Origin of the sequence: Alteromonas sp. 14N.309.X.WAT.G.H12, assembly GCF_036697315.1 — a bacterium.
In the GTDB taxonomy this organism is placed as follows: domain Bacteria; phylum Pseudomonadota; class Gammaproteobacteria; order Enterobacterales; family Alteromonadaceae; genus Alteromonas.
Map to the genome: position 1 here is coordinate 15,672 of NZ_JBAHZB010000024.1, position 20,489 is coordinate 36,160.

Annotated in this window: 14 protein-coding genes and 1 pseudogene; 6 read left to right on the plus strand and 9 right to left on the minus strand. The window is 49.6% G+C overall.

Annotated features, from left to right (window positions below):
• Positions 1-39 precede the first annotated feature (39 nt).
• The 5 genes and pseudogenes from V5298_RS09045 to V5298_RS09065 all read right to left on the minus strand — a co-directional run bounded on the left by V5298_RS09045 (position 40) and on the right by V5298_RS09065 (position 7,600).
• Positions 40-804 carry a sugar-binding protein gene (locus V5298_RS09045; RefSeq protein ID WP_332931139.1) on the minus strand — a complete coding sequence of 255 codons (765 nt, stop codon included), beginning with the start codon at positions 802-804 and terminating at the stop codon, positions 40-42.
• Entirely contained in the window at positions 794-1,300 is a 507-nt protein-coding gene (locus tag V5298_RS09050; protein WP_332931140.1) for a gluconokinase, GntK/IdnK-type, read from the minus strand. Before V5298_RS09050 ends, V5298_RS09045 begins: the two co-directional genes overlap by 11 nt.
• 3 nt (positions 1,301-1,303) lie before the next feature.
• Positions 1,304-3,685, minus strand: a complete 2,382-nt coding sequence (locus V5298_RS09055; protein ID WP_332931141.1) for a GH36-type glycosyl hydrolase domain-containing protein — start codon at positions 3,683-3,685, stop codon at positions 1,304-1,306.
• 5 nt (positions 3,686-3,690) lie between these two features.
• Positions 3,691-5,040, minus strand: coding sequence for an MFS transporter (locus V5298_RS09060; RefSeq protein ID WP_332931142.1), 1,350 nt, complete (start codon positions 5,038-5,040; stop codon positions 3,691-3,693).
• A 3-nt stretch (positions 5,041-5,043) separates the two neighbouring features.
• A pseudogene (locus V5298_RS09065) lies at positions 5,044-7,600 on the minus strand (glycoside hydrolase family 3 protein).
• A 203-nt stretch (positions 7,601-7,803) separates the two neighbouring features.
• Between V5298_RS09065 and V5298_RS09070 the strand changes: the two are divergent.
• Genes V5298_RS09070 through V5298_RS09080 form a run of 3 tightly spaced genes read left to right on the plus strand, consistent with a single transcriptional unit; the run spans position 7,804 to position 11,735 of the window.
• Positions 7,804-9,138 (plus strand): GH1 family beta-glucosidase, encoded by a 1,335-nt coding sequence (locus tag V5298_RS09070; protein ID WP_332931143.1) that lies wholly within the window; start codon positions 7,804-7,806, stop codon positions 9,136-9,138.
• A gap of 17 nt (positions 9,139-9,155) precedes the next feature.
• Positions 9,156-10,682 carry an MFS transporter gene (locus V5298_RS09075; protein ID WP_332931144.1) on the plus strand — a complete coding sequence of 509 codons (1,527 nt, stop codon included), beginning with the start codon at positions 9,156-9,158 and terminating at the stop codon, positions 10,680-10,682.
• Between the two features lie 48 nt (positions 10,683-10,730).
• Entirely contained in the window at positions 10,731-11,735 is a 1,005-nt protein-coding gene (locus tag V5298_RS09080; RefSeq protein WP_332931145.1) for a LacI family DNA-binding transcriptional regulator, read from the plus strand.
• Here the strand turns inward: V5298_RS09080 and V5298_RS09085 are convergent.
• Positions 11,732-12,910, minus strand: a complete 1,179-nt coding sequence (locus tag V5298_RS09085; protein ID WP_332931146.1) for a HAMP domain-containing sensor histidine kinase — start codon at positions 12,908-12,910, stop codon at positions 11,732-11,734. The genes V5298_RS09080 and V5298_RS09085 overlap by 4 nt on opposite strands.
• Before the next feature lie 295 nt (positions 12,911-13,205).
• Positions 13,206-14,882: an alkaline phosphatase D family protein gene (locus V5298_RS09090; RefSeq protein ID WP_332931147.1), complete on the minus strand. Its 1,677-nt coding sequence runs from the start codon at positions 14,880-14,882 to the stop codon at positions 13,206-13,208.
• 371 nt (positions 14,883-15,253) lie between these two features.
• On the opposite strand from V5298_RS09090, the gene V5298_RS09095 reads away from it, so the two are divergent.
• The 3 genes from V5298_RS09095 (at position 15,254) to V5298_RS09105 (ending at position 18,201) form a co-directional block, all read left to right on the plus strand.
• Positions 15,254-17,506, plus strand: coding sequence for a TonB-dependent receptor (locus V5298_RS09095; RefSeq protein WP_332931148.1), 2,253 nt, complete (start codon positions 15,254-15,256; stop codon positions 17,504-17,506).
• Positions 17,507-17,669: 163 nt separating this feature from the next.
• Positions 17,670-17,801 carry a hypothetical protein gene (locus tag V5298_RS09100; RefSeq protein ID WP_332931149.1) on the plus strand — a complete coding sequence of 44 codons (132 nt, stop codon included), beginning with the start codon at positions 17,670-17,672 and terminating at the stop codon, positions 17,799-17,801.
• A 220-nt stretch (positions 17,802-18,021) separates the two neighbouring features.
• Positions 18,022-18,201, plus strand: coding sequence for a hypothetical protein (locus tag V5298_RS09105; protein ID WP_332931150.1), 180 nt, complete (start codon positions 18,022-18,024; stop codon positions 18,199-18,201).
• 80 nt (positions 18,202-18,281) lie between these two features.
• On the opposite strand, the gene V5298_RS09110 is transcribed toward V5298_RS09105, so the two are convergent.
• Together V5298_RS09110 and V5298_RS09115 are read right to left on the minus strand one after the other, a co-directional pair.
• Positions 18,282-18,713, minus strand: coding sequence for a 3TM-type holin (locus V5298_RS09110; protein ID WP_332931151.1), 432 nt, complete (start codon positions 18,711-18,713; stop codon positions 18,282-18,284).
• A 10-nt stretch (positions 18,714-18,723) separates the two neighbouring features.
• On the minus strand, positions 18,724-20,103 hold the full coding sequence (locus tag V5298_RS09115) for an N-acetylmuramidase domain-containing protein (protein WP_332931152.1): 1,380 nt from the start codon (positions 20,101-20,103) through the stop codon (positions 18,724-18,726).
• Positions 20,104-20,489: the final 386 nt, after the last annotated feature.

A 20,489-nucleotide genomic window follows, 5' to 3' on the forward strand; every position in this document is an offset into this window, starting at 1 on the left:
CTGTTTACACTAAATATATTAACTTGCTGGTTTAAAACGTTATTTAATTTTAGTGAAAGACAAAGGAGAGGCCTCGTTAAGGCGCATTTTTGTGAAAACATCCGCTGTCTTGTACCCAATATTTTTATCATTACCAATCACTGTAATTGATTGAGAGCCGATAAACAGTTCGCGCTCTGGTCGGCCATCGGCATCGCAATAGGCGAGCATAAAGCCAAATTCCATGCCTGTGCTAAGGGATATGGGGGAAAGGTGTTGCCCATTGTCGGCATAAAAGCCAATTTTGGCTTCCCAAATAAGTCCATAAGGCGGGCTGGGATCCCGCTGCCAGCGATTGTGAATATGCTGGTTAAACACCACCACGTCACCTTCGCGACGCCCTAAATCAACCACCTGATTGTCTAGCGCGATATGGTAGGCAAAGGCGTTGTGTGAGTAGAGATGATCGCCGCCGGAGGCGTCCGGATCTAAAAACACCTCCAAACAGTCATCGTTCCAGTAATTGTCGGTGGGGTTGGGATGTGAATCGGTAAGTATGTCGTCTTGTATGTGTGCCAGCAGGTAGAGGTAATCGCCGTGCCAGCTGAGTTTAAATCGACCGGAAAAGTCACTTGGTTCAGGGGTTTCGCCAATAATAACGGCGTTTATGGGAAACCAGGAAAAATCACGCCAATGGGAGTCAACCACGCCATCGATCACCGGCGCGACCGGGCTGTGAAACACTTCCTGTGCCGCCATAGCGCAGTGCGCTGCCGTGGTGCTACACAGCAGTGCGCTTGCCAGTAAATTGAATTTACCAATCATCCATCACCGCCACACATTCAGCTAACTGTGTATCTAGCGAAAGTGTACCATCGATCCGCAGGCAATCTGTTTCGTTGATCGGTGGTTCAAAACACGCAAACTGACTGGTTAATAGGGTGTTCGAGGCAAAATGCCCTGTGCGTTGACGCAGACGTTGCTGCAACAGTGCAATCGGCACGTCCGGCCAGATAAATCTCACTGGTGCGTCAATGCGGCGAAATCGGTCGCGGTGTTGCTGCTGGAGGGCTGAACAGGCCAAGATCACCGTGGGGGTGCATGACAGTGCTTGTTCACAAGCCACCACAAGGCGGTGTAGCCAGGGCTTGCGGTGTTCTTCATTCAAACCGTGTCCCGCTTGCATTAGCGCTTTTGCTTGTGGCAGATGGTAGTCATCTGCCTCTATCATCGGCTGCTGAAAATACGCCGCAAGGCGTTGTGCCAGACTCGACTTTCCGCTGCCCGACACGCCTATTACTACCACTAATCCCTTGTACATTATTCACTCCTTTTGAGGTGCGGGCAGTTGTACGTCTAACACACAGTGTGTGGCGAGCCCCTCTAACGACAACACCGAGGTTTTCAGGCGTTGTCCGTTTACCTGTATCTTTGGCGCAGATAGGGCGGTATTACGGGTTACCCTGAGATCGAATCGATGCCCTCTGAATGTTCTTGTCGCCGTTAAGCTTGGCCAGTGACTGGGCAGCTTGGGTTGAATATGCAAGCCCTCTTCGCAGCCTTTCAGGCCACATAGTTCTTCGACAATCGCGCGCAATACCCAGGCCACCGTACCTGTGTTAAACAACCGGCTCGAGCGCCCTAAGTGCTGTGGATAGAGCTGCGGAGCACCGCGAAAATAGTTGGGTATGTACACGGGCAGTTGTCCTCGCTGGCGACAGTTGCTTGGGTCGGTGATTAAACTGTCGAGCACGGCAAAAGCCTCGTCTGTTTTACCTTGTTGCCACAAAGCATAGAGGTAAAATGCCGCGGCGTGACAGTACACAGAACCATTTTCGGCAACCCCGGGAAACTTTTGTGTCAGGCGGCCAATATCCTGATGCATTCGGGTATAGGGCGGCGCCAGCATTTGCGGACCATGGGCGGTCATTAGGTGTTGTTGCACCGCGTGGATAATGTGGGGCAATTTATCGCTATCGGCGGCACCGCACAACAGTGCCCAGCTTTGTGGGTTGAGGAAGATCTGTCCTTCTTCGTCTTTGGGGGTACCAAAGGTGCGTCCGGCATCGGTGATCCCCCTGGCATACCAGGAGTCCTGCCAAAAATAGTCATTGATGCTCTGATTAAGCCTGCGGGCTTGTTGCAACCAGTAGTCGGCTTTTTTTGGTTTATTGATACGCTGGCACAGCGCCCCCCACAGTTGAAAACTCCAGGCGGTTGCCATACTCAGCCAGGCTGATACGCCCTTGCCCTGGTGGCCCACCATATTCATGGGATCGCACCAGTCTCCTTCGGCGATCAAGCTCAAATTACGCTCATCGAGATTGTTGCGCAAATAATCCATGGCTTTGTCAATGTGTAACCACAATGGCGCTTTTACGGTGCTGTCTGCATAGCCTATCGATGCAAACATCAATTCGGTATCGGCGGTTTCGTCAATATACACAGCCAGGCAAATGGGTAGCCAGGCGGCATGGTCCGAATGAGGGATCTGGTTGATGTATTTGAGTTCGGCATCGGGGTGTAGCAGTATACCGTCGGGTACCTCGCCGTTGCTGTGTTGCTGTGCCAGTGTTGTCAGCAGCGCGGTGCGCATTATGGCCGGGTCGATAAAGCACATGCCCATGGCGTCCTGCAGGTAGTTGCGGGTTTGTGGATCCGTCGTTAAGCGTTGGGTTTCACCGTGATAAATAACCTGTCGGCATAGCCAGTGGTTCACAAAGTGGTTCAATTTATCATCCGGGGATTGCAAGTGGATCTTGGGCTGCCATTGCCGGGCACGTTGCAAAGCGGCCTCTAGTGAGGCTGCAAAGCCTGCGGCACTAAGGTGGTCGTCCCGTATACGTCTTATTGAGCTATGATCCTTGGCGGGACCAAAAACAAAGCGAAAACACTGGCGCTCACCCGGCAAGTAATCGCGGCTAAATTGCAGCGCCGCCAGTGGCGTTTCATAGATCGCCGGTTCCCTGTCTAACTCTTCATACAGTAAACTTTGGGGTTGTTGCCAGTCACCTTCGCCAAGAAAATCTCGCAGCGACGCTGTCCAACTGTCGGGAACCTGCTCAGATAACAAATAGGTTTGCTCAAGATAATGCTGTTGTTTGGCATAATCAGCGGTTTTTTGATAGGGCGTTACCTTATTAGCCACTAGGGCACCCAATGTAGGCTCATAGGTGGCCGATTGGTTCATCCACGACTGATTGCCAATGTTAAAACAACTGCAGTGTTGCAGGGTGCGTAACTGGTTATCGGTGTTGGTAATGGACAGGGACCAGAATTCGGCGACCTCGTGTTGGGGAAGGTGAACGCAAAGTTCAATACGCCAGTGCTTGTGCTCGATGGTCCAACTGAGCTGGTGTTTTTTTATGTCAAATGCAAAGCGGTCATGGCGTGCGTTAACCGGCGCATAGGGGGCCGAAAAGCGGTAGTCAGCCTGTTTATCGTGAAAGTAAAAAAAGCGCCCGGGATGGCCCGGATAATATTGGTGCTCGGGCTGTAAAAAGGTTTTCGCTTCCAGCGCCGGGCCGCACGAATAACTCGCCGGTTCAGGCTGCATAAAATGCACGTTAGCGTAGCCTTGGCAGGTCATGTTGAGCAACAGCCTGTGATTCCACAAATAGCCGCCAGCGGTGGCCACCGCTGTGCTGTCGTGCACAGTGATGTCACCGTTGTCGTCGTTGAGTGTATATAGCGATGGTGTTGGCATAGCGATTATCGTTTCCTCCCTCTCCCTGCAAGTGATTGATGAATGGTGTTGAGTTCACTTTGATTGAGTGAATAGCGATAGGCGATAACCACAGATAGCGCAGTAAAAAATGCCGGAATGACAGTCATTAGCAGTAAGATGCCGGATTGTGAGGCATCAGATTGCGCCTGGTTGGCCACATAGCCCATACTGGCGAGTACCCAACCTATGGTGGCGCCGGCCAAGGCACCACCGAGTTTCTGCGCAAAGGCCGCCGCCGAGAAAATCATGGCAGTGGCACGCCGCCCGAGTTTCCATTCGCCGTAGTCGGCAGTATCGGCGTACATGGAAAACACCAAAGGGGATTTAGGCCCAAGGCCCAGGCCAATTAAACATTGCAGCACAAAAATCACCGCCAGTTGATCCGCTGGTACAAAATACATGACCACAGAGCAGAGGGTCACGGTCCCCATAAGGAGCATCAGCAATTGGCGTTTTTCAACGTATTTACACAAGAGCGGGGTCATGGCCGCACCAACGGCAAGTGATAGCATATACACCATGCTAAAGGCGCCGATTAAATCCTCGCGGCCAACGTAATATTTGAGGTAAAAGGTGCCGGCACTGCCGCGCAGGCTGATGGTGATCATAATAACCAAGGCCAGTAAAAACAGGATTTGCCAGGGTTTGTTGTGGCCGAGATCGCGAATGTCCTGCCATACACTTGATTGTCGTATCGCGAAAGGTTGAATGCGTTCACGGGTCAACATAAAAGTGGTGGCAAACAATATTATGGCCACCGTGCCGTAACAGGCCATCGTCAACTGCCAACCGGTAATATCATCGCCGTTGCCCAACAGGATCACCAATTCGGGGGTGAGATAAGCCACCAGGGTGCCGCCGCTAAACGCGGCAATAAAGCGAAAGGAGGTTAACTGGGTCCGCTGCTGACTGTCACCGGTCATCACCCCCATTAATGCGCCGTAGGGCACATTGATAAAAGTGTACGCCAGCATCATGAAAGTGTAGGTGCCAAAGGCCCACAGGTATTGACCTGCCGGATCTGTATCGGGCACGGTAAAGGTGAGCACGCCCGCCACGGCCAATGGGATGGCGCCCCACAACAAATAGGGCCGAAACTTGCCAAACCGGGTGGTCGTGCGATCGGCAAGTGCGCCCATCAGCGGATCGGAGATGGCGTCGAACAGGCGGGTGACCAGCATCATGGTGCCCACAGCCGCAGCAGACAAGCCAAACACGTCGGTGTAAAAAATAAACAGAAATAGATCGAACACCCGCCAGTAAAAATTCGACGCCATGTCGCCTAGGGAGTAACCCACTTTCTCGCGCCAATGGAGCTTGGTGTTATCAAACATGGTTTATTCTCCGGTTACTGTAAGGCATGGCGCATCGCGTGCCTCGGCGTGGGTAACAATAGACACTTTGCTGAGGGTAAAGGCCGCACGCCCTTCGGAGTAGAGTGCAAAGGGGACAGTGGTATTTTGAAATTCCATTCCCGCAGCTGCGATACAACGCAGTGGGACGGTGTAAATTTGCCAGCGGTCGAGTAGAACGGCGGCAGGTTGCATCAAGGGAAGCGTGGCACCACAGGGCTGTTGCGTGTCGCTGTCGCACTGGGTGCGCAAAAATACCGGCTGCTCACCAATGTCGTGCACATTTACGGTAATTTTGAGCTCACCGTGTTGCAATAAATCGCTACGCAGATCTTCGCGGAAGTTACTCTTACTGTTAAACAGCACCTGACCGGGGCCTTCACCACTAAAGGTGATATGCATGGCATCTTCCTGAACCTGTTTATCGGCGGTTCGATAGGCTACCTGACCTAAGCGGCTGGCATTGCTGGTGACTTGCTCGCGCTGTGAGTCGGCGCCTAGCCACAGCAACCAGGGGGCGTGCATCTGGCCGTTGTAGAGCAGCCGTTCGCTATTTTGTCCTGTGGCTGCTTCTAGGGTTTCATTGAGGTCATCACCAAGGGGATCATGCTCGCCATAATGCAAGCCATAGCCAAAAGGAAACAGAATAGGCTGGGGATCGTCCCCCTCATTGACCTGAATATAAGGAGAATTTGGCCAGCTGAAACTGAGTTTTCCGCTGATAGGATATTGGATCTGCTGGCGTTGATTCCGCAGGATCACATCGGCGATCCCGGCTCCTTCACTGCCAGGTAACCAGGCCGCGACAAAGGCATCTGATGCGTTGAGTTCGGCATTCACCCACATGGGGCGACCAGATAAAAAGATGGACACAACGGGAATGCCCGCCGCCTGTAGCCGTTTTAGTATGGCTAAATCGGTTTTATCGCCGGGTTGATAGGCGACATCAGTGCGATCACCGTGACCTTCGGCATAGGGATTTTCGCCAAAGATCACAATGGCAACGTCGGGCTTGTGGGTATAGTTGCCCGCGACGTCATAAGACACTACGCCGCCCGCTACAGTGACTTGTTCGGTGATCCCTTCGAGTATAGAAGTGGCGCCGGGAAAGTCGCTGTTGCTGTTATTGGTGCCCTGCCAAGTCAGTGTCCAGCCACCTGATTGCTTGGTGATATTGTGCGCGCCGTCACCGGCAACGAAAATGTGTTGGGTAGGCGATAACGGCAGTAAGTTGCCGTGGTTTTTTAGCAGTACCAGTGATTTTCGCACGGCTTGACGGGCGATTTTACGGTGGGCGGCTTGTCCCAGCAGGTTTTGATCGCCGGCGTATGGCCGCTGGCTGGGTTTGCCTTGTTCGAATAAGCCAAAGCGGGCTTTAACGCGCAGAATACGTGTGACGGCGTCATCGATGCGCGCAATCGGTATTTGCCCTGATTTTACTTGAGCAAGGGTGTTATAGAACAATGGTCGCCAGGCATCGGTGGGCGCCATAAACATATCCAAACCGGCATTAATTGCTTGTGGGCAGCTTTCATTGCTACATCCTTTGACTTGTCCGTGCCCCGACCAGTCACCCACGACAAAGCCGTCAAAGCCCATTTGTTGTTTGAGCACGTCAGTGAGTAAATAATAGGAACCGTGGACTTTTTCACCGTGCCAGCTGTTAAACGACGCCATGACGATTTGGGCGCCGGCGGTTAAACCGCTGACATAGCCCTGGCCGTGAATATTGAGCAATTGTTGTTCAGTGTCACGGTTGTCGCCTTGATCGTCGCCCAGGTAGGTACCGCCGTCACCAATAAAGTGTTTTACACTGCTCAGCACGCTGTCTTGTTGTAGAAAATCTCTGCCCGGGTGTCCTTGCAGGCCGTATACGGCGGCGCGGGCATAATCTTTAACCACGTCAGGGGATTCTGAATAACTTTCATAGGTTCGACCCCAGCGGTCGTCTCGGGCAGTGGCAACGGTGGGTGCAAAAGCCCAATCAACGCCCGTGGCGCGAACCTCTAAGGCAGTGGCTTTGGCAATCGCTTCAATTAAGACGGGATCACCCATGGCGCCAAGGCCAATGTTATGTGGAAACAGTGTTGCACCGACCAGATTGTTATGGCCGTGCACCGCATCGGTCCCCCACATCGTGGGGATCACTGAGCCATCTAAGCTGTCGTCGACACTGGCTTGATACATGGCATCGGCCAGTGCTACCCAATCGGCTGCGCTGGCGTATTTGTTATCACCGGGCGAGGTGTTTCCGCCGTTGAGGTATGAGCCAAAGCCAAAGCGGCGCATATCTTCAACACTGATATCACGAATCTCCGGCTGAATCATTTGCGCTATTTTTTTGCTCTAACGTCATGCTCGCCAGTATATCGGCCACCCGTTGCTCGAGGGCCGCGTCGGGAGGGACTTCTGAGATGATCCGAGGCCATTTAATCTGATGTGTGCCCGGCGATGCGTCCCTTAGCCTGGTTGGCTGTGGCTCGGATTGGCATGCGGTTAAAACTGCGCCGAGTAATAAACAAGCTGTCAGGACTTTGAACATCGTTAACTCTCCATAAAAACGCATATCTGCATGGCTACCGGCGGATCCGCTTTCATTTATGACAAAATTATAGAAATTCGAGAAAGCGCTTTCTCAAAACGAAGATTACATGTTATAAACATAAATACAACAAATATTATTCATGAAACCATGTTGGGCGGCTTGAACTTTGCCTGACTTCAATGTTGCAAAAAGGGCATTAAATGACTTCCATCGCTTTAGCCAACAATTCACCATTACGCCACCCGGATTTTATTTTTGGCACGGCTACTTCATCCTTCCAAATTGAAGGTGATGCGGCCAATCGTCTGCCGTGTATTTGGGATACTTTCTGTAATACCGCAGGTAAAATCGCTGATGCCAGCAACGGCCTGGTTGCCTGTGAACATGTTCAGCGTTGGCAAGAGGACGTGGCGTTGATTGCGTCGTTGGGTGTCGATGCGTACCGGCTTTCTATTTCCTGGCCACGGGTCATTAAGCAGGATGGTTCACTTAATACCGACGGGGTGGCTTTTTATATCAAGTTGCTTGATGGTTTGAACGCGAAAGGCATTAAGCCCTTTGTAACCCTGTACCATTGGGATTTACCCCAGCACATTGAAGACCAGGGGGGCTGGTTGAATCGCAATACCGCTAATCTGTTTGCCGATTACGTAAGTAAAATTGTGCCGGCACTGGGTAAGCGCGTGCATTCTTATGCCACCTTTAACGAGCCTTTTTGTTCAGCGTATTTAGGCTATGAAGCGGGTGTTCACGCACCGGGCAAAACTGGCAGGAAAAACGGTCGTCAGGCGGCTCATCACATTTTGTTGGCCCACGGACTGGGCATGCAACAGTTGCAGCGTTTAAGTCCGTCAACCCTGAACGGTATTGTGTTGAATTTCACACCGTGTTATCCCGCTACGTCGAGGGCAGAGGATATCGCTGCCACGGATAAAGCCAATCAGTATATTAATCACTGGTATATCAAACCACTGATGGACGGCTGCTATCCGGATATTTTGCAGGAATTGGCCGTCGACGATCGACCGGAGGTTAGAGAGGGGGATTTTGAAATCATGCAAGCGCCCCTCGATTTTCTGGGCGTTAACTTTTACACCCGCCTTACCTATAGCGCGCCTTCAAAGGCCGGAGAATTTTATACCGAACTGCCGCATCTGGCACCACAAACGGATATTGGCTGGGAAATTTACCCGCAGGCACTAACAGAATGGCTAGTGTCACTGAATCAATGCTATGACTTACCGCCTATTTACATTACTGAAAACGGCGCGGCCATGGCCGATAAACTCGACGATGGCGAAGTTCTCGATTACGATCGTGTGGCGTACTATGACGGGCACTTAAACGCCTTATCAGAGGCGATGTTACAAGGGGTTGATGTTAAGGGTTACTTTGCCTGGAGCCTGATGGACAACTTTGAGTGGGCCGAGGGCTACCAAAAACGCTTTGGATTGGTGTATGTTGACTATGCCACTCAACAGCGCATTCCCAAGCTGAGTGCCAAAGCATACTCGGCGCTGATAACCCAGCGCTAATCAGCAGGAGATGTGTGGTGAATAAATTATCTCTGACTGAAAAGGTCGGTTATGGCATGGGGGATGCCGCGGCAAATTTGGTTTGGCGCGGGGCACTGGCCTATCTCGCGGTATTTTATACCGATACCTTCGGTCTGTCAGTGGCATCAGCGGCGCTCTTGTTTTTGATTGTCAGGCTGTCAGACGGGGTGACCGACATCGTGATGGGCATGATTGCCGACCGCACACATACTGCCATGGGACGTTTTCGCCCCTGGATCCTGTGGTCAACGCCCCTGTTGTGTATTTTTATGGTGTTATGTTTTACCACGCCAGATTTAGACGACAGCGGTAAGTTATGGTTTGCCTATTTTACGTATATCGGATTAACCCTGGCCTATACCATGAATAATGTTCCCTATTCGGCATTAATGGGGGTCATGACACCCGATGACAGAGAGCGTACTCAGCTGTCGGGCTTTCGCTTTGCTGGCGCGTTTCTCGGCGGTTTATTTGTCATGGGCTTTTTACCTTCATTGGTTGATACCCTTGGTGCCGGTAGCAAGACCCATGGGTATCAGTACGCCATGTTCGTTTACGCCGGGTTGCTGTTTGTCATGATGATGTTTACGGTTTGGTCAACGCGAGAACGGATTTCCCCTATTGCAGCGAAGTCCGTGTCGTTAACCCAGGAGCTAGGTGAACTGGCCAAACAATTGCCGTTTATCGTGGTGCCGCTAAGTGCTTTGAGTGCGTTTTTCTATTTTCGCAATTGGTTAAGCGGCGCGTTTTTGTTGGTGATCATTGTGCTTGTGATCCTGGGCATTCGCCGCCTGAAACGCACCGATCCTACCCACCTTAGCCGGGCCAAGCAGGATGTGCTCGATTTAGCCTCTAATACCCCGTGGTTGATTTTGCTGGGTATCGGTTTTTTAACCATGATGTTTAATGGCATTAAAATCGGTGCTGTGGCGTATTACTTTAAATACGTTGTCGGTGATGAATTGCTCGCCGGGCAGTATTTTATCGGCTTGTTAGTCATTTCCGTTATTGGCGCACTGGCCACCTCGACAATGACTCGTTGGGTAGGGCGCAAAGCCTTATTTATTATCGCGTTGATTGCCTCTAGCGTATTGACGGCACTGCTGTATTTTGCGCCAGAAGACCAACTGCTGGTGATCTTTAGTTTGGGGATCAGTGCGGAGTTTTTTGCCGCCATTATGCCCACGTTGTTTTTTGCCATGCTCGGGGATGCCGCGGATTATTCTGAATGGCGCACAGGTCGGCGAGCCACGGGGCTGATATTTTCTGCCGGTACCTTTGTCCAGAAGACCGGTGGTGGATTTGCCGGCGCGCTGATGTTACTGGTGTTGGGGTTTTACGGTTACGACGGTGCCGATATCAGTACTGTGGACAACAGCATACCCGGTATGATTTTACTGATGAGCTTTATTCCCGCTGTATTTGGCGTGCTTGGCGCACTGTTGATGATGGCTTATCCTCTCAATGATCGCACCCAACAACAAATCACCGCAGAGCTCACATTGCGACGTAGCCAAGGCTAGACTATTTATGCATAATATTCCGTCCAATGTTTTTTACAGTGTAGGCAAATGACAACCATTTATCAGGTTGCTGAGCACGCAGGGGTGTCGTTGTCCACGGTGTCCCGGGTGTTAAACGGCCGCAAAACGGTCAATCCCAAATTGCGAGAGAAAGTCGAACTGGCGATGCAGGAGCTTAACTATCGGCCCAGCAGCGTTGCCCGTTCGCTGGCGACCAATCGTACCGACAGCATTGGTATTCTGGTGTCGGAGCTCGATACGCCGTTCTTTGGCGAAATGGTGCAGGCCATTGAAGTCACGCTAAGGCAAGCCAACAAACACGTTATTATCACCGTTGGTCATAATGATTTGGCTCAGGAGGTGGATGCCGTAGAGTTTTTGATCAGTCGTCGCTGCGACGCATTGATCATGCACACGGAGGGGATGTCTGATGAACAACTGGCAGCCATCAATCAGGATCGCATTCCCATTGCCGTAATTAACCGCGATGTGCCAGGCATCGACGATGGCTGCTTTTGCCTCGACAACGAGCAAGGTGGTTTTCTTGCCACTGAGCACTTAATCGCGATGGGCCATCGACAGATAGGCTATATTTCAGGCCCCAGAAATAAACACGATGCCATGGAGCGCTTGAGTGGTCACAAGCGAGCCTTGGCAGAAGGCGGCTTGGATTTCTTACCTGAAATGGTGTTCGAAGGGCATTTTCAAGAACTGGATGGCCGTGACGGCTTACGCTATTTAAAGCAGCAAAACCCGGCGTTAACCGCTGTTGTTTGCGCTAATGACTGGATGGCTTCAGGAGCAATGAGTTGTGCTCGCGATATGGGCCTAGACTTGCCACGTGATCTGTCCATAGTGGGCTTTGATAACCTGATGTTTGCCCACCATGTGTTTCCTAAGTTAACCACGGTATCTAACCCGGTGAACAAAATGGGAGAGATGGCGGCTAAATCCATACTCAATCGAGTCTACGATCAACAGCATGTGCTTCAGCCGTTATACGATGCACAATTAGTGGTACGCGACTCGGTTTTCGATCTTAATTCACTTTAATGCCTTAGGTTAGCAGAGAACGTGAAAACCGTTGCGTGGTCGCTGGATTCCACCGATAACTCCCCTTGATGCGTTTGGGCAATTTGAGCGGCGATAAAAAGCCCCAAACCTAACCCCCCAGAGTGCTTTGCATTTTGATTACGCCAAAATGGTTCAAAGAGCTTCGCTTTGGTTTCTGTGGGAATGGGAGTACCGCCGTTAGCAATACTCAGCGTAAACATCCCATTGTCGCTCGCAGCATAAACGTCGATGGGGTGTGCGCTATCACCATGGACAATCGCGTTAATCAGTAGGTTGGATAGCAATTGGCCAATGCGCTCAGGGTCGCAATAAAGGGTTTCGGTAACCTGAATGTTTGTATTGATACGACATTCTGGATGTAGGGCGGCTAATTCATTTACGGCATGCAACAATATGGTTTGAAGGTTGTCTGAAGAACGTACATTTAGCGTAATACCTTTTCCCATCTTGCCATGGGTAAAATCCATGACATCGTTTATCAACCGCTTCATTTTATTCACGCTGTTGTCCATTCGCTTGAGCACCTGCTGGCTGGTCGCATCTGGCAGGGTGTCGATGAGAAAATCCACCCCCATTTTCAGTGATGACAACGGCGTGCGTATATCATGGCCGAGTATGGCAATGTATTGTTCCCGCAGTTTTGCCGCTGATTGCTCATCGTACAATGCCGATTGAGCCGAATGTAGCTGGTCGTTAACTTCTAACTGGCGGGAAATTAGTTCGGCAAAGGAGGCAATTTGGTTATGTATTTTGGCCGACTTTAACGTCGCAGGGATAGGATCAAGACCACACAAGGTGCCAAAAAATGAGCCATCGGTTTTGAATATGGGGTAGGAAAAATAACTTTCAAACCCATACATAACGGGAATTGGGCTGGTTTTATACTGGCTATCCTTAGACGCTTCTTCTATCACAATCGCCTTAGCCGATTGGCGTACCTGACTACAAAAAGTGGTTTGAATTTCCAGTTCATCGCCAGGCTGTAAATTAAAGTTCACCTTGTCGAGTACCGAGCACATGGTCCAATTGTCTTCGGTGACTCTGGCTACGCAGATAAAACGTAAGCCGGTGACTTCCGCGAGAATATTCATGATATGGGGGACGGCTTCAATGCCTTGAATCGCCGCGATATCTTGTTGAATGGCCCGTTGCATTATGTCCCCTTTTTAATCGCATTCTGTTGCAAATCTTTGATATTAGCGGCTAACGCGCCCAAAAAGAGCGCCACTGAATAACGGCGTTTTTCACTACCGACACGGTATAGCGTGAAGCCTTGTCAGCATATCAGTTATGCTCATACGCTGCATAAAAATCATCTTCAATTGCCGTGGGCTAAGGTATTTGGACAGGTGCGGTTTGTTCGTATTGGGGAAGCGCCTGGAATACCACCACGGGCTTGGGAAGCCCCCGCTTTCTACTTTCGCGAAAACGGGGTTTTTGTTCCAGAAATTAGCTTTCTATGACAAACTCATGGGTGTTGATTGGGCCAACTGATGGGGATTGAATGGAATCCACAAAGCGCCAGGTTGCCACTGCCTGCTCTGGGGTGAACGAAACGGTCAAATAGCCCCGTTGATGGAGGTTGCAGTATTGTAAATCGTCGATTAGCACGGGCAGATCCTCGGCTAATACTTTTGCTGTTGCCTCATCCATTTTTAAATAATGTTCCATGCCCGGTGATGATACGCTGGCGGTACCTAGCTCGGTGGCCACTGGGGTGCCATCTTGTAAGGTCAACCGATTGTGCCAGGCATTGTGGGTATCACCTGCCAGTGCGATAACCGGTTTATTTAACTTTTGAACCGCGGTGAGCAAGGTTTCCCGTTCAACGGGGTAACCATCCCAGGCGTCCAGGTTGTAGGGCATGGCAGTGGCTAACATCTGCGCTTCTTGTTCTGAAATCGCCTCACCAGCAAGTTGTTTGCGTTTACTGTTGGCCAGCGCATGGACGTGGGCTGGAATATTTTCAAACGGCACACCGTTAAAGATGGAGGCGGGAAAGGTCATACGGCCAATTAACAGCTGCTGCCCCAATACTTGCCATTTTGCGGTACTTTCCTGCATGGCCGAATTGAGCCAGGTGCGTTGGGCCTTGCCCAACAAACCGCGCTCTGGGGCGCTAATGGCAGCCGTAAAGCCCTGTAAATCGAAGGCCTTGGTTTCTGGGTCGCGAAAATCATCGTAGTTGAGTTGTTTATCCCGGGCCAGCACGCGGGTATCGAGCATATAAAGGTCGACTAAATTGCCAAAGGAAAACTGACGGTATATTTCCAACCGGCTCTCGCCAAAGGTGGGCCGAATCGGTAACCATTCATAATAGGCTTGTACCGCCGCGGCTCTGCGTGCGTAAAAATCCCCTTCATCTTGTTGATGGTTTTGTGCCCCGTCTTTGTAGGTATCGTTGGCCACTTCGTGATCATCCCACACCACAATAAAGGGTTTCCCTTGGTGTAAATCGAGTAAGCCTTGGTCGGTGCGATAAATGGCGTAACGATTTCGGTAATCTTCTAAGGTTAAAAGTTCGCTGTTGTTATTCTCAGCAAAGGTTCTACCGAGTGCTTTGGCATGCTCGGTGGCATAGCCGTCCCCGCCGTACTCGTAGATGTAGTCGCCTAAATGTAAGACATAATCAATGTCAGTGCGTGTGGCGGCATCAGCATACGGGGTAAAAAAACCTGCCGGATAGTTGGAGCAGGAAAATACCCCGAAGGTCACCTGATCCACGTTCTCTTTTGGCAAGGTCAGGGTTGTCCCCACCACGCTGGTTTGGCTGGCGCTTCGAAAACGATAGTAATAGCGGGTGGCCGGTTGCAAACCTTTCACATCAACTTTTACTGTGAAATCACGAGATTGTTCTGCTTTGGCAACATCGCTGGCCACCAGGGAGCTGAAGTCTTTAGAGGTAGAGACTTCCCATAAAATGTGAGCGCTCACTGCGCTTGATTCTGGTATTGCGCGAGTCCACAGGATAACACTGTCGTGAAGGGGATCGCCACTGGCCACACCGTGAGTGAAGGTAGCATTGTCTTGCGGTTGTTGGGTAGAAACACACCCGGCAAGCCCTGTTGAAATGGCGACACTTGCCCCCGCAAAAGTACTTAATTTGATAAAAGAACGTCTGTCCATAAAGGAGAATCTTTTGGTAAGTGAAAACCCAAGATATAGCGAAACTTTATGACAGTGAGATGGCACATTTGTAACACCAAGATAAGCTGCCTTTATTAAGGGATATAACCCATCTCGGTTTATACAAAAAACAGCTAACGCTAAAGATGTAAATGAGAAAAGATTAAAAATACTAAATCAATCAATGTCATACAGCTTACATATGATTGTCACATCTTACGGTTACCTTGTCGCAGTATTCAGATTACAGCGTGAAGAAAAGTATCTGGAGCATAGGCGGCAAGTCAATGTATTAGGGGGAAAATCCCAACGCGCTTAATTTTTTCTTGCCTTGCCCAACCCCTTAATTAACACCGAGAACAATAGAAGTTATGAATACTAAAAACTTATTCACACTGTCTCCTTTAGCATTGATGGTGCTATCTGCCTTTTCCGCTCAGGCACAGCAAGAGAGTCGCCAAGATATAGAAAGTATTACGGTTACCGCGCAAAAACGTGTGCAATCGATTCAAGATGTGCCTATGACCATCAGCGCCTTCGATTCAGATACCATGGAAGATTTAGGCATCGATCAGTTTGATGAATTGTCAGATTTTGTTCCCGGTCTTGTGGTTCAGCAGCAAAGCATTAATAACAACGGTTATGTAATCCGCGGCATTACCTCAGATGACGGCTCTGCCAGCGCGTCTGCACGGGTTTCGGTGTATTTGAACGGTACCGATGTCTCACGCTCTCGTGCGTCTTATTTTGAAACTTACGACATGGAACGTATTGAAGTGGTTAAGGGTCCCCAAGCCACCTTGTTTGGTACGGCGGCCTCCATCGGTGCTATGAGTTTTGTTACCGCCAAACCTGAACAAGAGTTCAATGGGTATGTTAAGGGGTCTGTGGGCAACTATGACATGTATGAAGTGCAAGGCATGGTAACAGGCGGTAGCGATGTGGTTCAGGGCCGCTTTGCTTTTGTAAAAAAAGCCCGGGACGGCTATGTTAAAAATAACGCCGAAGGCGAAAACGATTTAAATGGCTACGACCGACAAGCATACCGGGCGAGTTTGCGGTTCACCCCCAATGAGGATCTCACCGTGGATATTATTTATAACCACGATGAAGCCAGCGATCCCGGTACCGCCTTTGCCTCTGAAGATGTGTTATTTACGGATAACGGCTCCTTCAGTGTGCCAGATTCTACCTTGCTTGGTATGGACGATATTGGTATTGAGCGTGACGTGGATGATATCAATCTTACGGTGAACTGGGACTTGTCTGAGCGCTATAGTCTTACTTATATTGGCGCGTACCGAGATTACGACTCATTAGAAACCTTCGATGCAGATGGTACCGAGTATGAATTCTTAAATTTTGCCGAAAACGCCAGTGGCGACCAAACATCACATGAACTGCGCTTAAATTTCAGTGGCGATAAACTTAACGGTTTTATTGGCACCAGCTATTTTACAGAAGATGCGGCCCAGTCGATCCCCGTCATCGGTGAAGAAGGCTTGGTGGTCAGTTGTATGGGGCTGTTGGCGTCTTATGGCATTGAAAGCTGTAACACCAGCACCACGGCGCTTTTGACCGACGGCGCCTACACCGAACTGTTAAATGAAGGTATTTATTACTTAAATGAAGCTGACAATTCAAGTACCAGCTTATTTGCGGATGCCTCTTATGCTGTGACGCCTAACTTCGAGTTAACTGCGGGCCTTCGTTACGTCAAAGAATCAAGACAGACCAGCGAAGTGTCTGATATGCCATCAACCACCTTGATTTCATCACTGGTGGGCTATGATTCCACGTTGTTTTTCACCTCTACCGCCACCAATGGCATTACCTACACGGCGGATGCCGATGACAACGTATTGTTACCTCGCCTAAATGCATTGTATACGGTGAATGACAACCTCAATATTTATGCAACCTTTTCCCAAGGGCAGCGTTCTCAAATTGTTGACATTGATAGCGGGGTGATTGATCTGGTTCCCGCGGAAGAAATTAGCAACTACGAAACGGGATTAAAAGGCCGCAATAACGGCGGTTCATTAACCTATTCTGCCGCGGTTTTCTTACAGGATTACAAGAACTTTCAGGTTTCTGTGTATGACGCTGACAGCGGGTTGTCTGAAACGCTGAATGCCGGTTCAGCCAGTAATTTAGGGTTTGAAGGGGAAGTGTCGTGGCACATCACCGATAACTTAAGAATTTTGGCAAACCTTGCCATCATGGACGCAGGTATTGATGATGATGAAGAAAATGGTGAATATGCCGGTAACCAGTTCCGTTTACAGCCGAAAACATCTGGGGCGTTGGGGTATATTTATCGAGGAGACATGGGCAATAACCTAACGTTCTTTAGTTCTGGTAGTTACACTTATCGCTCTTCTGTTTATTTTGATATTGAAAATGAATACGAAGAAGGCTCTGTGGGGCTGGTGAATTTGCAGTTAGGTATCAGCGCAACGGATGACAACTGGGAGCTAACGCTGGCGGCCAACAACCTGTTAGACAATGAATACATTATGGATGCGGGCAATACCGGCAGTGCGTTTGGATTTGCCACCTATATTGAAGGGGCGCCTCGCATGGTCAGTTTAAATTTCACCAAGCGATTTGGGCAATATTAATTTAGCTGATTTTCCCATTTAAAATGCGAATAAAAAGCCACTCTTAAACGAGTGGTTTTTTTATGGAAAAACTGTATTTACGTTCGGTGTTTTTTTTACCGTTGGGTTGTTATGTTGTACATGACCTAAAGGTCTTTACCCATAAATAAGAGGACGTTTGCAAATGATTGAAGAATTAAACCCACAGGCATTAACGCAGGTCTCCGGCGGGATCTGGGGCCATATTGCAGTAGGTATTACGATTTTAGATGCGGCATACGACTTTTATCAAGGATATAAGTCAACTAGACGATAGGAATAAAAAATATGAACAATTCAGCGGCAAATAAACTAACTGAGCTATCAAGTGCTCAGATTAAGATGGTATGTGGAGCTCGTTTTTTCTTCGATTTAGGTGCGTTTTTCGGAGAAGTAGCCAATGCACATGACGATATATATCGAACTTACGGTCGAACGAGTATGAACCACTATTTGTAGCGCATCGAAAACTATTGTTTTACAAAGGAGCATCGCCAATGAAAAAAATCACTGGCATTGGCTTTAAGATCGCCGGCGGTTTGTTTCTTTGCCAAGCGTTGTATTCTTTTGTTACAACGCTTTCTCAAGAGGCATACCTAGACCAATTACAAATGGCAGTTTTGTTTTTTATTGCAAGTCAGATGTATGAAACAAAAACGCCGAGCAACAGCGGGTAGCCCGATAAAGGGGATCCTCCCCGCGCTTGCTTTACGGAGCAATAACAAAGTGGCAAATAACGCCATTTACCTGACTGTGCCTACCCCTTGGCCATTGCGTCTGATTTATTCTCAGCTGGACGGGCCTTAAGGTATTGCTGGGTCATTTTTTCAGCTGAACGACCGGCAACGTAACCGCCTAGTCCAATTTGCAATAACGTCCAGGCTTGAGGGGCAAGCTTGTTGGGTAGCCAGCCAAAGCTGTCGGATACCACTAAAACAAGAAACACTAACATGGTGATGGGGCGCCAATTGCGTTGCAGCCACGACTGCCCGGTGGCCTCAGCAGTGATGATGGCCGTCTTACTTTCCAGTAGCTGGTTTTCATAATCAATCACCTTGGCCAGCAGTTCATTTTCCACCGCCTTAATTTTACTTTGCAACTGGAGCTTTTCTTCATCGCTAGTGTGGAGTTCATCCACCAGTTTCACCGCCGGTTCAAAAATATTACTAATAAAAGAAAAAACGCTCATCTTAACCTCCTTATTTGTTGTCTGTATTTGGCATGAGTTTAGTAAAAGCCTCGTAGTGCTTTCGTATTTTTTCACCGTATACGGCTTTTTGTCCTGCGCCGTTATACATGCCGGCGAAATTCACAAAATCGTGATCTCGAAGGTATTGCAACATCTGCGGTGAGAAGAATTCAAAAAGCCCGCCAATTTGGTATTGAATGTGGGATGAAAAGGCGTCGAACATTTCGGTAACCGAGCGATAGCCTATGCGTTCATGATTAAACCCCATAATTTGCGGTGCCCCCATGCTAATTGAGAGCATGGCGGCTTCTTCGTTCAGCAGACGAGCAAATTCAAACACTTCCCACTCTGTGGTTTGACGGCCATGAAAGGGCTGCCAAGGGGTGTTCACACTTTTTCGCCATTCGTGGCCAAGCCATACTTTGTCACTGCGGTAGCGAAAATGTTGATTAAATTGTGCCGCATTATGTCGCCCCCAATATTGCCAGAATTTGTGGTTTTCAAAGCGGATGATCATTTTGTCACTGTTATTTTGTTCAAATCCTTTGCCGCCACTTTCTACGCATAACACGGCCACAGATGCCCCAGTGCCGACCTGTTTTTGCTCACACAATTGTATCAGCAAGGCACCAAAACGGTTCCAGGTGGTGGCAACAGCGCGCTGCTCGCTGTTACCGGTAACGGGCAGGATCACCGGTGGCGTAAGGGGCAGTAAGCTGTTGTCATCGCTCCGTTTAGGAATAGCATCAATGGTGTCGTTTTCATGATCGACCATGGCCACGGGCATGTCTGACTCGGGCCCGACGGTGTCGTCGGGCACGATATACGCGTTAGACACATAACCGCGATTGCCGTTGAATCTAATTTGGCTCCACCCTTGAAGGGTGCCTTCTACCCAAATGCGGTTGTTTTGCGCCAGTTGACCAAAAATACTGGCGGTTCGGGAAGGCGCTGCGCGGACATTTAACAAATTGGCTGTTACCAAGGCAGGGTAACCGGAGGATGAATAGGTTAGGTCCACATAAGGCGATGCCACATAGGCCGTTTGATGGTTGAATTCAATCTCCAGCCAACCATCTAAAATAGCGAGGGTTTTTACCGATGCGCCTTTTGTTAACGTGGCGAGGTAGGTGGCATTCGGAGAGGGGCCGGTTCGTACATTTAAACGTGGGGTGTTTACCGCGCCCGATAGCCGTGATACATCGTTGATGGGTTTGATATAAGCGCCGTGCACAAAACCGATGGTATCACGGTAACGAACTTGCCACCAACCGTTAATCTCAGCTTCACCGCGAACCACTTCGTTTTCGGTGAGTCTGCACAACACCGATGAGGTGGTCATGGGCATACTGCGCACATTGAGTCGCTGTGGAACCACCGCGCCTAACATACCTGGCCCCGGGTGATGGATACAAATGCATGTTTAACTGCAATGACACAATAGATAGTCAATCTTGATTCCTTTTCGTTTATCCTTAAACAAAGAGGCCGACTGCTTTCTGGCACGGATGTGTACTGCTATGAATGTAAATAAAATGTACCAGCTAAACGGGCTTAGTGCACTCTTTTTCACACCCTAAGGGCTAATTTTACCTGCGGCGAACGATCTATCAGCCCCGCGGTGGAAAGGGGCAGTTTTGCCGAAGCGGCCAGAATGCTGGATTCTAGCCGTTCGCCGGTGAACGAACAGGTGGCCTGTTTAGAAATGGCACTTCAGGTGCGCTCGCAGAATATATGCTGGCAGACAGTAAATTGATTGCCCATAACCCCCAAACT